The sequence below is a fragment of the Kribbella sp. NPDC006257 genome, from assembly GCF_040613535.1.
Taxonomy (GTDB): domain Bacteria; phylum Actinomycetota; class Actinomycetes; order Propionibacteriales; family Kribbellaceae; genus Kribbella.
This window is the reverse complement of record NZ_JBEXSJ010000024.1, coordinates 18,539-31,753: the sequence shown is the minus strand read 5'-3', so window position 1 is coordinate 31,753 and position 13,215 is coordinate 18,539. Positions and strand designations below refer to the sequence as shown.

Below are 13,215 nucleotides of genomic sequence, written 5' to 3'. Positions count from 1 at the left end.
TCAGGGGGCTGTTCGGATGAGTGTGGGTCAAGTCATCTGCTGGGTCAACAGATTGATGCGAATGAATTTCCTGCTTGGGTGTGGGTAGAGTCGGCCCGTGAGCGCATCCGAGGTACCCGCGGCCGAGGCCGTGCGCGGGCATAAGGCGCGGTATCTCGCCGGTGAGCTGCGCCGCGGGATCGCCGAGCTGCGCTGGCCCGGCGGCAAGCTGCCGACCGAGGCGCAACTGGCGCGCGAGCAGGGGGTCAGTCTCAATACGGTCCGGCGGGCGGTGGATCTGCTCGTCCAGGACGGCCTCGTCTATCGCCGGCAGGGTTCGGGGATGTACATCGCGACCAGCGAGACCGGGCCGCTGGTCGGCGTGGCGGTGCCGTCGATGACGTACTACTTCCCGCGGATCATCGTCGGCATCGAGCGCGAACTCGCCCGGCACAGTGCACAGATGCTGTTGCGGAGTACGGAGTGGGATTCCGGCGAGGAGCGGGAGGCGGTCGACGCGCTCGTCGGAGCCGGTGCCGCGGGGCTGATCCTTGCGGGCGAGGGGGCGAGCATCGACCTCGACGTACCGGTTGTGCTTGTTGAGCGTGGGTTGGAGGACCCCTACACGCTGCATGAGTTCGTCGGCACGAATCATGCTGCTGGGGCGCGTGCTGCGCTTCAGCATTTGCGTGGGTTGGGGCATACGCGGATTGCTTATCTGGAGCGGAGCAGTCCGCATACGGCTCCGCAGGTCCGGGCCGGGCTCGGCGACGTGCCCGTGCTGATGAAATCGCGCGACCGCTGGACGACCGCGGACGTCGAGCGGTTCTTGAATGAGGTTCGGCGCAAGAAGGCAACCGCGGTCATCTGCTTCCCCGACCGCGAGGCGACGATGCTGCTCAACGCGGCCATCGCAAGCGGTCTCTCTGTACCGGGCGACCTGTCGGTGATCAGCTACGACGACGAGGTCGCCGACCTCTCCGACATCCCCCTGACCGCCATCTCCCCAGCCAAACTGGAACTCGGCCGCCTGGCAGTCGAAACCCTCCGAGCCCGCCTGGCCGAGCCCGCCTCACCGCGCCGCCAGATCTCACTGGTGCCCAACCTCGTGGTACGAGCCTCCACCGGCCCTATCGGCTGACCGTAGTTCAGTAGGAGGGGACGGCGAAGGATTGGTGCTGGTTGAGGGTGATGGTGAGCTCGGCGCCGTACTGGCGGTAGGGGCCGTGGAGGGTGGCGGCCGCGGTCGAGCCGTCCGGGAGCTTGATCGTGAAGGTGCCGTCGAGCTGCGGACCGGTCCAGCTGAGCGCGCCGGTGACCGTGACGTCGCGGGTGAAGCGCGCCCGGTCGAAGCGGAACGGTGGGTCGAGCGTGTCGTCGTACGTGACCGAGCCGCCTCGCAGGCCAGGTGCGGTCCGGCCGATGATGGCGGCGATGTGCTGCAGGCCGTCCATCACTGTCCAGCCCACGACGGTGGCCGCGCGGCGTAGATCGGTCGTCGCCGGCGGTCCGCTGAGCTGCTTCGCGGGTTGAGCACCAGCCGCGGTGAGCGGGAAGTTGCCTGGCAACCAAGCCGGCGTCGTCGGGGTGTCCGCGCAGGATGCGTCGCCGAGGGCGTGCTTGATGATGAAGCGGCGCAGCAGCTCTGCACCACAGTCGGACCACAGCCAAGGGATATGACCGGCACCCGCGATCGACAGGTACTTCGCATCGACCAGAGTGTCGGTCGCCTTCCGTACCAGGGCCGGTGGCTGGCCGAAATCGAGCTCGCCCGCCATCACCAGGGCCGGCAGGCCGCGGACCTTGGTACCCGGCTGGAAGTTCGGCCGGTCCTCCCAGCGCGAGGCGATACACGGCAGCGGTTGGTAGCCGGCGTAGCCCGGGTGCGCCCAGGCTGCCTTGGCGATCGGCCCGTACATCGCCGGCTCGGCGCGGAAAGCGGCCGCGTACTGCCGTTGCCGGACCTCCGCGCTGGCGGCCTTGTCCCACTGGGTCGGCGAATCCACGCAGGTTCTGGCCAGCCAGTGCCCCATCGACATCTCCCGCGGCGTACCGCTGGCGTCGCCGCCGTTGGCCGGGTCGACATCGGCGGCCAGCCGGAGCAGGGGCACCGTGTCACCCCGTTGCAGCGCGACGGCCGCCTGGGTGATCTCCGCCGGGCCGATGAAGTCGCCGTAGAACATGATGGCGGTGGCGAGCAGGTTCTCGGTCACGGTGACGCGATGCGCTACCCCGTGCGAGTCGATCCCGGTGCCGGTCAGCGGCCTCGTCCGGAGCCGAGCGGCCAGCCAGGCAAGGGATCCGGCCGGATCCGGGTTCGACCGATGGCATCCGGGGGATCTGCCGCACAGCGTGGTGAGCATCTCCGGCCAGGCTTTCGGCGCGTAGGCGTAGAACGGGTCCATCCCGACGGTCAACGCCGGGCTGCCCACCACGATCGACCGGACGTTGCCGGTAAACCGGGTCGCGTAGGTGATCATGTCGTTGCCGGCGTACGACTGGCCGACCAGATCGATCTTCCCGTACCCGAGCGCGCGGCGGATGTCCTCGTAGTCGTCGGCGACGTCGGTCGTGCTGTAGAAGTTGGCGCTGTCGCCTAGTTGGTCGTGACACTGGGCAGCCGAGGCGTAGAACGGACCGCCGTGCTGCCAGGCGGGGCAGTCGATCGCCGCGGAGAGGCCGAGTCCCCGTTGATCGATGAAGACCAGATCGCGGCTTCGGGCGACCTCGGCGAGCAGCGTGCGGGCTATGTAGTACTGCGGTCCGGTGGTGATCGAGCTGCCGGGGCCGCCTTCGGACAGGAACACGGCGCCGTCGGCCTTCGGCGCGAGCCCGGTGTGCGGGAACACCTCGAAGTGCAGCGGAATGGTCCGGCCGTCCGGATGCCGCCGGTTCAGCGGCACGGCGAGAGTCCCACAGCGGAACCCTGGGTCCGCCTCGCACGGCGCAAGCTGCACCGCAGCAGCCTGTACGACGGCAGCCGGCTTCAGCGGTGCGGCCGACGACGGTACTCCGGCCGCCGCCAGGAGCAGGCCGACGGTGAACGCGGCGACGGCCGCACGATGATCTCTGATGCCCATGGCAGGCCCCTTCCCGTGTGCCTGCCAGCTCACCAGCCGAACGGCCGCCCGGCATCCGGGCCGGCACCGGACCACGAATGAGGGCCTGCCCTGATTGACGGGCCACCCGGCGGACCCGGACGATGCAGGAGTGGGAGCGCGGATCCTGATCGTCGACGACTACGTGCTCTTCCGCAGCTCGGCACGCCAACTGCTGGAGTCACAAGGCTTCGAGGTGGTCGGCGAGGCGGGCGACGGACGCGCGGCGATCGCGGCTGCCCGGGAGCTGCGTCCGGACGTCGTCCTGCTCGACATCCAGCTGCCCGACCTGGACGGGTTCGAGGTCGCGCGGCAGCTGGCCGCGCTGCCGAGCCCGCCATCGGTCGTGCTCACCTCGATCCGGGCGGCCGCTGACTACGGTCCGCGGCTGCCGGCGGCGGCCGCACTCGGATTCATTCCGAAGGTCGAGCTGTCGCAGGCCCGGATCGCGGCCGTCCTCGGAACCGCCTCATGACGGTCGTTGCCGGGGTGGTGATCACAGCGCTCTACTACTGGCTCTGGCGTGAGACCGACGGCCGAATCGGCTGGCAGTTCATGCTGATGCCGTGGCTGTACGTCGTGGCCGGCCTGGTCGCCTGGTCCCGCCGCGCCGGGCCCAGGATTGGCCTGCTGCTCGTACTGACAGGCCTCGCCTACACGATGATGCCCTTCGGTGCGACCCGCATCCCGTTGCTGTGGACGCTCGGCATCGCTTTCGATCTGGCCCTGCTGCCGGCCCTCGCGTGGTTGTTGCTCTCGTTCCCCGACGGCCGGCTCGACCGTCGGTGGGAGCGATGGTTCGTCCTCGCCACGGCAGTCGGCCTGGTGTGCTGGACGGTCGTCCCCGCGCTCGGGTTCGATCCGATCGCGGCCGGCTGCACCGACTGCACCGCCGGCATCAACCTGCTGCACATCAACGAGGAACGCCTGGTCGGAATTCGCGAGTTCTACGCGGTAATGCCCGGCCGGGTGTACTTCATCGCACCGATGTTCCTCCTGCTGGCCGGAGTCTGCGTACTGCGTTGGTGGCGGGCGAGCCGGGCCCGCAAACGGATCACCGGCATGCTGCTGCTCGCCGCCGTCCCGTTGCTGCTGGCAATGAGTGTGCAGATGATCTTCAATTCTTTCGAGCTTTACGACACCTACCCGCGCGCGAGCCGGGTGACCTACCAGACCGGTGTGTATGCGGGTCTCGCCCATCCGGTCGCCTATCTCCTCAGCCTGGTCTGGCTGTGGACCCGCCGGGCCAAGGTCGGCGGACTCGTGCAGGAGCTTGCCGGGGGATCGGATTGGGAGGCTCTCGAAGGGGCCGTCGCGCGGGCGCTCGGCGATCCGACCCTGGTCGTGGCTCGCTGGGACGCGGTCGGCGGCGACTACGTCACCGCCGACGGCGCTCCGTTGAAGCCATCGGCGGACGCCTCCCGGCGTACGACGTATCTCGAAAGCGATGGTGAACCGCTGGCGGTCGTGGTGCATGACTCGGCCTTGCTCGACGACGGGGCGCTGCTCGACTCCGTCCGGGCCGTCACCTTGATGGCTGTGCACAACCTTCGCCTGCAGGCCGAGCTGAGTGCCCGGCTGGAGGAGGTCCGGGCGTCGCGATCGCGGATCGTGACGGCCACCGACAGCGAGCGTCGCCGGCTGGAGCGGGACCTCCATGACGGCGCGCAGCAACGACTTGTCACGCTCACCCTGGACGCCCGGATGGCTGCGGCGAAGTCGGCGGACCCGGTACTGCGGCAGTCGGTCGCGGCCATCGCGGACGGGCTGACCGTTGCCCTCGAGGAACTGCGGGAACTTGCCCGGGGCATCCATCCCTCGGTGCTCGTCGACAGCGGACTGGGAGCCTGTCTGCGAACCCTGGCCGAGCGATCCGCCGTACCGGTGCTGCTCGTCGGGGTGTCGGACCGGCGTTATCCGGCGCCGGTGGAGATCGCGGCGTACTTCGTCGTCTCGGAGGCGCTGACCAATGCGGCCAAGCACGCAAGGGCTTCCGAGGTGGTGGTCTCGGTCGACGACACTCACGGCCTGGTCGTGACGATCGCCGACGACGGTGTCGGCGGGGCCGATCTGGCCGCCGGCTCGGGCCTGGCTGGGCTGGCCGACCGGGTCGCGTCGGTCGACGGCTCGTTGCGGGTCGAGAGTCTGCCCAGCCAGGGCACCCGAGTGGTTGCGGAGTTCCCGTGCGGGTCGTGATCGCGGACGACTCGCTTCTCTTCCGGGAGGGAGTGGCCAGGGTGCTGACGGACTCCGGGTTCGTCGTCGCCGGGCAGGCTGCCGACGCCGAACAGTTGTACCGGGTGGTGGATCGCGAACTGCCGGACACGGTGATCGTCGACATCCGGATGCCACCGGACTACTCCACCGAAGGGCTCGTGGCCGCGCAACGGATCCGCGAACGGCACCCGCGCATCGGGGTGCTGGTGCTCTCGCAGTACGTCGAACCGCAGTACGCGATGGCGCTGCTGTCCACCGGAGCCACCGCCGCCGGGTATCTGCTGAAGGACCGGGTGGCCGAGCTGACCGAACTCGCCGAGGCGGTGCGCCGGGTCGGGAACGGCGAACTCCTGATCGATCCGGCGGTGGTCCGGCAACTGCTGGAACGGCGTCGCAAGCACGACCCGATCGACCTGCTGTCCGAACGTGAGCGCGACGTGCTGGCCCTGATGGCGCAGGGCCGTTCCAACCAGTCGATCACCGACACGCTCGTGCTCAGCCCGAAGACGGTGGAGGCCCACGTCCGGGCCATCTTCCGCAAACTCGGCCTGGATCAGACCCCGGACGACCACCGCCGGGTGCTGGCGGTGCTCGCCTTCCTCCGCTCGGAGTCCCCTAGAGAACTTTGAACCAGAGGTTGGTTCCTGGGGCGGCCTCGGTTTGGCTGAGTCGCTGGAGCTTGATGGGGCTTAGGTGGGGGTAGAAGGGGATGCCGTCGCCGAGGAGGACGGGGACGATGCAGACGAAGATCTCGTCGAGTTGGTTGGTCTCGAGGCATTGCCTGCCCATGGTCGCGCCGAGGACGTTGACGTACTTGTCGCCGGCCGCGTCCTTCGCCTGCAGGAGTGCGCTGCCGAAGTCGTCGACGAAGGTGATGCCCGGGAGATCGTGGTCGGGGAGGCGATGAGTCACGACGTACTGCGGTCCTTCCCAGCCGCCACCGAACGCCTTGCCCTCACCCTCGCCGCCCTTGTGCGGATCGTCGCCGTCGAAGGTCCGCCGGCCGACCAGCAGCGAGCCGATCCGCGGGATCAGCTCGCTGACTTGGGGGTTCGGGCCCAGATAGGGGGTCAGCCAGGACATGTCACCGCCGGGGCCGGCCAGGAAACCGTCCAGAGAGATGCTGGCCGAGTAGAGCACCTTCGCCATTGCTTCGACTCCTTACTCCTCGATCTACTGTCGATCGTTGAGACGAGTCAGGCGAGGAGAACTCATCGCCAGTCGAACATTTTCTGGCAGGTTGCCGGATTCGGGTGCTTGGCGGAGTTGACCACCAAGACTTCGGTGGCGGCCGGGTTGCTGTAGCACTTGCGGACATCCGGGCCGTTCTTCGCCGAGTCGTAGACCAGCTTGCCTTCGCCGTCGTACCCGCGGATCGTCCATCCTGGGGTCACGCCGATCAGATGGTTGCCCTCGAAGGCAGGCTTTCCGTTGCTGCCGCGCTTTGGCTGGTAGTCCTCCATCGGTGCGAACCAGAACCCGTCACGGAGTACGGCCTCCACTGGCTTCTCGCCGTCGTGCTGAACGGTGATCCGGGCGATCGACGGGATGTAGAGGCCTCCGCCGTTGCCGCGTCCGTCGACCGGCGCGAAGAGGTAGGGCACGTCCTTGTGCCGGGCGGAGAGGTTAGGGCCGAAGGTGAAGTCGCTGGCGATCTGGCCGTGCCCGTTGCGGGTGCAGATCCAGTAGTCCATCCCCTTCCGTGCGACCAGCCAGCTCTTCGCGAGCGTCGGCCGCGCGGTGCTGACGTATGCGAACCCCTGGATCACCTCGAAGCTCGCGAACGAATCCTGGTAGCCGTTGGTGAAATCGATGCATTGGTTGCGGAAGGCAGCTTTCTCGGCAGCGCTGAGCTCGCGGGTTTGTGCCTGTTGGGGTTTCGGTGTGGGCTTTCTCGTGACGCCGGCAGCTGGCGTCGTACCGGCTGTCTTGTCATTGCTGCGCAGAGCCGGTACTGCGAACGCGAGGCCGGCGGTGACTGCGAGCACTGCCGCGGCCGCGAGCAGCGGTACGGCGATGCGCCGGCTGCGTGGCGCACCGGCTTCGTGATCGACGATCGCGACCAGTTCGTCGCGCTGGCGTTGCCGGACCGAAACGGGTACGTCGTGGTCCGGCGGAGTGATCAGGTTGTTCATGGTTGCGTCTCCACGGAAGTCTTCGAAAGATCGGAAATGCCCAGCTCACGCAGGTGTTTTCTGGCGCGGGAGAGCCGCGACTTCACCGTGCCCAAGGGGATGTCGAGGGCGATCGCCGCCGCCTGCTGGTCCAGCCCGGACCAGATGCACAACTCGACGATCTCGCGCTGCTGGCGAGGCAGGTGTTTCAGTGCCGCCCGGGCTTGCTCGAGTTGCCGGTCGCCGTCCAGCCGGCCGATCACCTCATCGGCGTGATCCCGCTGGTGATCAGCCAGCAGATGCGCCGCCGCAAGCGCTCTTCTGTACCGGAGCTTGGCACGCCACTCGTTGCGAACCGTGTAATCGGCCGCCCGCAACAACCACGGCAGCGCCGACTCCCTGTCGAGCACCACCTCGTTCCGCCGTCGCCACGCATGCAGAAACACCGCCGACGTCAGATCCTCGGCATCACTCCACGACCCGGTCCGCCGATACAGAAAGTTGTAAATCACCCGAACATGCCGGTCATACAACTCCCCGAACGCCCCCGAGTCCCCTCCGGACGCCCGCTCCCAGAGGACCCGATCGCTCGCCGTCATAATCCCGCCATGCTGCCCTCCCACAAGCCCGATCACGAACCCCAGCCCCACAATCTCTCCCACATACCCCCTACGTGTCGCCCCAGCACCGAAGGTTCCCGGAGACCCGGTGCGTCGTTGTGGCGGACCGCCACGCCATCAGTACTGCGCTCGCCGCCAGCCGCTGACCGTGCCGCCCGCCTCGCGACCCCCGCGCAGCCCCGGTACTGATGGCCTGGCGGTCCGCAGCAAGGTGGCGGAGGGAAAACGGCTGGCTGGGGGTTGGGGGTGTTGGCATGATGGGGGAATGTCTGCTGAGAAGGCTGCTGCCGCTTACTGATCCACGAGGTTCGTGTGATCGTGCGTCTGGACCCGGCGGGGTCGGGCGCTTGGCCCTGGCGTTCGCGTTGGGGTGGTGGAGTGTGCAGCCTTGCGGTAGGAGCAGATGTCCCGATGTGGATTGCTTGTGACGAGTCCGGGTTTTCCGGTACCAATCTTCTAGATCCCAGTACGCCGATCATCACGCATGCCGCGGTCGATCTGGAGACCGTGGAGGCGGCCGAGATCGTGGGCCGGGTCCGGGCGAATGCGCGGCACCCGCGTTCGGAGTACAAGTCGACGCAGTTGCTCAGGCAGCGGCCGGCCGTCGAGTGCCTGCTCGCCGAACTCGCGGGGCGAGCCTCGGTTCACCTGACGGACAAGCGGTTCTTCGTGGTGCAGCGCATGGTCGACTTCCTGCTCGGCGAGCCGACGTACGCCGCCGGGACGAGCCTCGACACCGACCTCCGCAAGACCGCGCTGGCGTTGTATCTGCGTGAAGACCTCGGCCCCGTACTCGCCAGCTTCGTCGCGATGATGCGCACCAAACGCCATCGAGTCGTCAATCGCCCGGCAATAGACCGGTACTACGAAGCGCTCGGCCGCCTCGACGACGTCGAAGAGTTGGCAAGCACCCGCGACCGAGCCCACGCCGTCCTCACCAAACTGCTCGACGAGCGTGGCGAAGTCCCGCCCCCACTAGAGCCACTCCTCACCGCCCTCGTCGACACCACCCTCCACTGGACCACCAGCGACACCACCCTCCGCCACAGCACCAGCGTGGTCGACATCGTCCACGACGAACAAAGCGCCCTCACCCCCAACCGCATCAACCACATCCGAACCCTCCTCAGGAAAGCTGGAGAGGAGGCCGGCTCGGAGGTGGGGGGTTTGGGGGAGTTTGTGCAGGTTGATTCTCGGGAGGATCCGCGGGTTCAGGCGGCTGATCTGCTGGCCGGTGTGGCTCGGCATCTTGCTACCCAGGAGCTTCACAACCAGGCGGACTCGGAGCTCACGGCGCTGCTGAGGCCGTTTGTGGTGCGGTCTTCGCTGTGGGCGGATGAGGGCTCCGGGCGGCGGTTGTTTCTCGGCGCCGAAGTGTGACGAGGTGTTGACGAACTGACGGCTGCGCTGCAACCTTTGACTACCGTCTCGCAAGAAGTTGGCAAAACTACGCAATTTTACGTAGCGACTGAGGTGAGACGCAGTCCCTCCCCGCCCCCGCCCGAACGACGGAGGACCAATCCATGCGACGGAAGCAGCCTGCCTGGCGGCTGATGATCGGTGTGCTCTCGGCGGTGCTCCTCACCGCCGGGTTCCTCCCGCGAGCAGCCACCGCAGCCCCGACGGCCTCAGCAGCCACCACAGCGACCACAGCCACCACCCTGACCAAGACGCTCTCCGCCAGCAGCTCGCTCGGTGAGTACCCGGCGAGCAACGCCGGCGACGGCAACCAGAACTCCTACTGGGAGAGCAACAACAACGCCTTCGCCCAGTGGCTGCAGGCCGACCTCGGCGCGACGGTCGCCGTGAACCAGGTAGTCCTCAAGCTCCCCGCGAGCTGGGGCGCGCGCACCCAGACCCTCGCCGTACAAGGCAGCACGAACGGCACCACGTTCAGCACCATCGTCGCGAGCGCCGGCTACAACTTCACGCCGACCAACAACAACACGGTCACCATCACCTTCGCCTCGACGTCCACCCGCTACGTGCGCCTGAACATCACCGCGAACACCGGCTGGCCGGCCGGTCAGCTCTCAGAGTTCGAGCTCTACGGCCCCGGCACCGGCGGCGACACCCAGGCCCCCACCGCACCCGGCGCCCTCACCCTGATCGAACCCAGCTCCGGTCAGATCCGCCTCAACTGGTCCGCCTCGACCGACAACGTCGGCGTCACCGGCTACACGGTCTACCGCAACAACGCGGCCGTCACCACCGTCGCCGCCAACGTCCTCACCTTCACCGAGGCACAGCCCACGTCAACCACCGTCGAGTACTACGTACGCGCCCGTGATGCCGCCGGCAACGAGTCCGGCGACAGCAACCACGTCCGCCGCAACGGCCAGTCGGTCGGCTCCAACCTCGCCGCGGGCAAGCCGATCGAGGCGTCCTCCTCGGTCTTCAACTTCGTAGCAGCCAACGCGAACGACAACAGCATCAGCACCTACTGGGAGTCGAACGGTTACCCGGCAACCCTGACCGTCAAGCTCGGCTCCAACGCCGACCTCGACTCGATCGTCGTCAAACTCAACCCCGACCAAGCCTGGGGACCAAGAACGCAGAGCATCCAGGTCTTCGGCCGCGAGCAGTCCGCGACCACGTTCACCTCCATCAGCCCGAGAACCGACTACCAGTTCAGCCCGTCGACGAACCAGAACTCGATCACCATCCCGGTCACCGGCCGGGCCGCCGACGTCCGGCTGCAGATCTTCAGCAACACCGGTGCACCGGGCGGCCAGGTCGCCGATTTCCAGGTCATCGGTACGCCGGCGCCCAACCCGGACCTGGTGGTCACGTCGACCACCTGGACCCCCGCCTCGCCGAACGAGACCAGCCCGATCACCTTGTCGGCAACGGTCCAGAACACCGGTACGGCGGCCGCCGGAGCCACCAGCGTCAACTTCCTCCTCGGCGGAACCGTCGTCGGCAGCGCCGCAGTAGGAGCACTGAACGCAGGTGCTTCGGCAACAGTCACCGCCAACGTCGGTACCAGGGCCGAAGGCGGCTACTCGGTCTCCACGGTGGTCGACCCGACCAACACGATCGTCGAGCAGAACGACAGCAACAACACCTACCTGTCGCCCTCGCAACTGGTGATTGCGCAGGCGCCCGGTCCTGATCTGCAGGTCCTCGGCATCACCTCCAACCCGCCGAACCCGGCAGTCGGTGCCCAGGTCTCCTTCACCGTCTCGGTGAACAACCGCGGTACCGCCGCAACCGGGGCAACCACAGTCACCAGACTCACCGTCGGCAACACCACCCTCAACACCAACACCGCTTCGATAGCAGCCGGTACGACGGTCAGCGTCGCGGTAAGCGGAACCTGGACAGCAACCAGCGGCGGAGCAACGTTGACCGCAACGGCCGACGCCACCAATGTCGTTGCCGAGACCAACGAAACGAACAACGTGTTCTCGCGGGCGATCGTCGTCGGCCGAGGCGCGGCGGTTCCCTATACGTCGTACGAGGCAGAAGCCGCCAGCTATACGGGCACCCTGCTGAACACCGACCCGCTTCGGACCTTCGGTCACACCAACTTCGCCACGGAATCGTCCGGGCGGCAGTCGGTGCGACTGAACTCCACCGGCCAGTACGTCGAATTCACCTCGACCAACCAGACGAACTCGATCGTGGTCCGCAACTCGATCCCCGACTCGGCCGACGGCCAGGGCATCAACGCGACCATCAGCCTGTACGTCAACGGTACCTTCGCGCAGAAGCTCAACCTGTCGTCGCACAACAGCTGGCTGTACGGCAACAGCGACGGACCCGAGGCGCTGACGAACACTCCGGGTGGCGATGCGCGCCGGCTCTTCGACGAGTCGCACGCGTTGCTGAGCAGCTCCTACCCGCCCGGCACGAAGTTCAAGTTGCAGCGCGACTCGGGTGATACCGCGTCGTTCTACATCATCGACCTGATCGATCTCGAGCAGGTCGCACCGGCCCTCACCCAACCGGCCGGCTGCACCAGCATCACGCAGTACGGCGCGGTGCCGAACGACGGAATCGACGACGCGGACGCCATCCAGCGCGCCGTCACCGACGACCAGAACGGCGTGATCAGCTGCGTCTGGATTCCTTCAGGCCAATGGAGGCAGGAGAAGAAGATCCTCACCGACGACCCGCTGAACCGGGGTCAGTACAACCAGGTGGGCATCAGCAACACCGTGATCAAGGGCGCGGGCATGTGGTATTCGCAGCTCTACTCGACGATCGAGCCGCAGAACGCGGGCGGCATCAACCACCCGCACGAAGGCAACTTTGGCTTCGACATCGACAAGAATGTGCAGATCTCGGACCTCGCGATCTTCGGCTCCGGCCGGATCCGCGGCGGTGACGGCAACGCCGAGGGTGGCGTCGGGCTGAACGGCCGGTTCGGCACCGGGACCAAGATCACCAACATCTGGATCGAGCACGCCAACGTCGCGGTCTGGGTCGGTCGCGACTACGACAACATCCCCGAGCTGTGGGGTCCGGCCGACGGGCTGGAGTTCAGCGGGATGCGGATCCGGGACACCTACGCCGACGGCATCAACTTCGCCAACGGCACCCGGAACTCGAAGGTCTTCAACTCGTCCTTCCGGACCACCGGTGACGACTCGCTCGCAGTCTGGGCGAGCAAGTACGTGAAGGACCAGTCGGTCGACATCGGGCACGACAACGCGTTCACCAACAACACCGTCCAGCTGCCGTGGCGGGCCAACGGCATTGCGATCTACGGCGGCTACGGCAACAAGATCGAGAACAACCTGATCTATGACACGATGAACTACCCCGGCATCATGCTGGCGACCGATCACGATCCGCTGCCGTTCTCCGGGACGACGACGATCTCCAACAACGGCCTCTACCGCACCGGCGGAGCGTTCTGGAACGAGGACCAGGAGTTCGGCGCGATCACGCTGTTCCCGTCGAACCTGCCGATCCCGGGTGTCACCATCCGCGACACCGACATCTACGACTCGACGTACGACGGGATCCAGTTCAAGACCGGCGGCGGTGAGATGCCGAACGTGGCGATCAGCAACGTCAGGATCGACAAATCCAACAACGGCTCGGGAATCTTGGCGATGGGCGGCGCCCGCGGCAACGCCGTACTGAGCAACGTCACCATCACCAACTCCCGGGACGGCGACATCCTCAAGGAACCAGGCTCCACCTTCACCTTCAGCGGCCAATAGGTGAAAAGGT

Annotated in this window: 10 protein-coding genes; 6 read left to right on the top strand and 4 right to left on the bottom strand. The window is 67.0% G+C overall.

The window, feature by feature from the left end:
• Nucleotides 1-97: 97 nt before the first annotated feature.
• Nucleotides 98-1,120 (top strand): GntR family transcriptional regulator, encoded by a 1,023-nt coding sequence (locus ABZ004_RS26325; RefSeq protein ID WP_355683720.1) that lies wholly within the window; start codon nt 98-100, stop codon nt 1,118-1,120.
• Between the two features lie 7 nt (nt 1,121-1,127).
• Here the strand turns inward: ABZ004_RS26325 and ABZ004_RS26320 are convergent, their stop codons facing one another.
• Nucleotides 1,128-3,059: an alpha/beta fold hydrolase gene (locus tag ABZ004_RS26320; protein ID WP_355683719.1), complete on the bottom strand. Its 1,932-nt coding sequence runs from the start codon at nt 3,057-3,059 to the stop codon at nt 1,128-1,130.
• A 130-nt stretch (nt 3,060-3,189) separates the two neighbouring features.
• On the opposite strand from ABZ004_RS26320, the gene ABZ004_RS26315 reads away from it, so the two are divergent.
• Genes ABZ004_RS26315 through ABZ004_RS26305 form a run of 3 tightly spaced genes read left to right on the top strand, consistent with a single transcriptional unit; the run spans nt 3,190 to nt 5,923 of the window.
• The gene (locus ABZ004_RS26315; protein ID WP_355683718.1) at nt 3,190-3,552 is read left to right on the top strand and encodes a response regulator transcription factor; all 363 of its coding nucleotides are present in this window, start codon (nt 3,190-3,192) and stop codon (nt 3,550-3,552) included.
• Nucleotides 3,549-5,273 carry a histidine kinase gene (locus ABZ004_RS26310; RefSeq protein WP_355683717.1) on the top strand — a complete coding sequence of 575 codons (1,725 nt, stop codon included), beginning with the start codon at nt 3,549-3,551 and terminating at the stop codon, nt 5,271-5,273. Before ABZ004_RS26315 ends, ABZ004_RS26310 begins: the two co-directional genes overlap by 4 nt.
• Entirely contained in the window at nt 5,261-5,923 is a 663-nt protein-coding gene (locus tag ABZ004_RS26305; RefSeq protein WP_355683716.1) for a response regulator transcription factor, read from the top strand. The genes ABZ004_RS26310 and ABZ004_RS26305 overlap by 13 nt, the downstream gene beginning before the upstream one ends.
• Here ABZ004_RS26305 and ABZ004_RS26300 read toward each other — a convergent pair.
• The 3 genes from ABZ004_RS26300 to ABZ004_RS26290 all read right to left on the bottom strand — a co-directional run bounded on the left by ABZ004_RS26300 (nt 5,910) and on the right by ABZ004_RS26290 (nt 8,007).
• A complete protein-coding gene (locus ABZ004_RS26300) occupies nt 5,910-6,443 on the bottom strand; it encodes a dihydrofolate reductase family protein (protein ID WP_355683715.1) in 534 nt (177 codons plus the stop codon). The genes ABZ004_RS26305 and ABZ004_RS26300 overlap by 14 nt on opposite strands.
• A gap of 62 nt (nt 6,444-6,505) precedes the next feature.
• Nucleotides 6,506-7,429 carry a hypothetical protein gene (locus ABZ004_RS26295; protein WP_355683714.1) on the bottom strand — a complete coding sequence of 308 codons (924 nt, stop codon included), beginning with the start codon at nt 7,427-7,429 and terminating at the stop codon, nt 6,506-6,508.
• Complete coding sequence (locus tag ABZ004_RS26290; RefSeq protein WP_355683713.1) at nt 7,426-8,007, bottom strand: RNA polymerase sigma factor; 582 nt, start codon at nt 8,005-8,007, stop codon at nt 7,426-7,428. Before ABZ004_RS26290 ends, ABZ004_RS26295 begins: the two co-directional genes overlap by 4 nt.
• A 432-nt stretch (nt 8,008-8,439) precedes the next feature.
• Here ABZ004_RS26290 and ABZ004_RS26285 point away from each other — a divergent pair, with 432 nt between their 5' ends.
• Together ABZ004_RS26285 and ABZ004_RS26280 are read left to right on the top strand one after the other, a co-directional pair.
• Complete coding sequence (locus ABZ004_RS26285) at nt 8,440-9,408, top strand: DUF3800 domain-containing protein (protein WP_355683712.1); 969 nt, start codon at nt 8,440-8,442, stop codon at nt 9,406-9,408.
• 143 nt (nt 9,409-9,551) lie between these two features.
• Entirely contained in the window at nt 9,552-13,205 is a 3,654-nt protein-coding gene (locus tag ABZ004_RS26280) for a CARDB domain-containing protein (RefSeq protein WP_355683711.1), read from the top strand.
• The last annotated feature ends 10 nt before the right edge of the window (nt 13,206-13,215 follow it).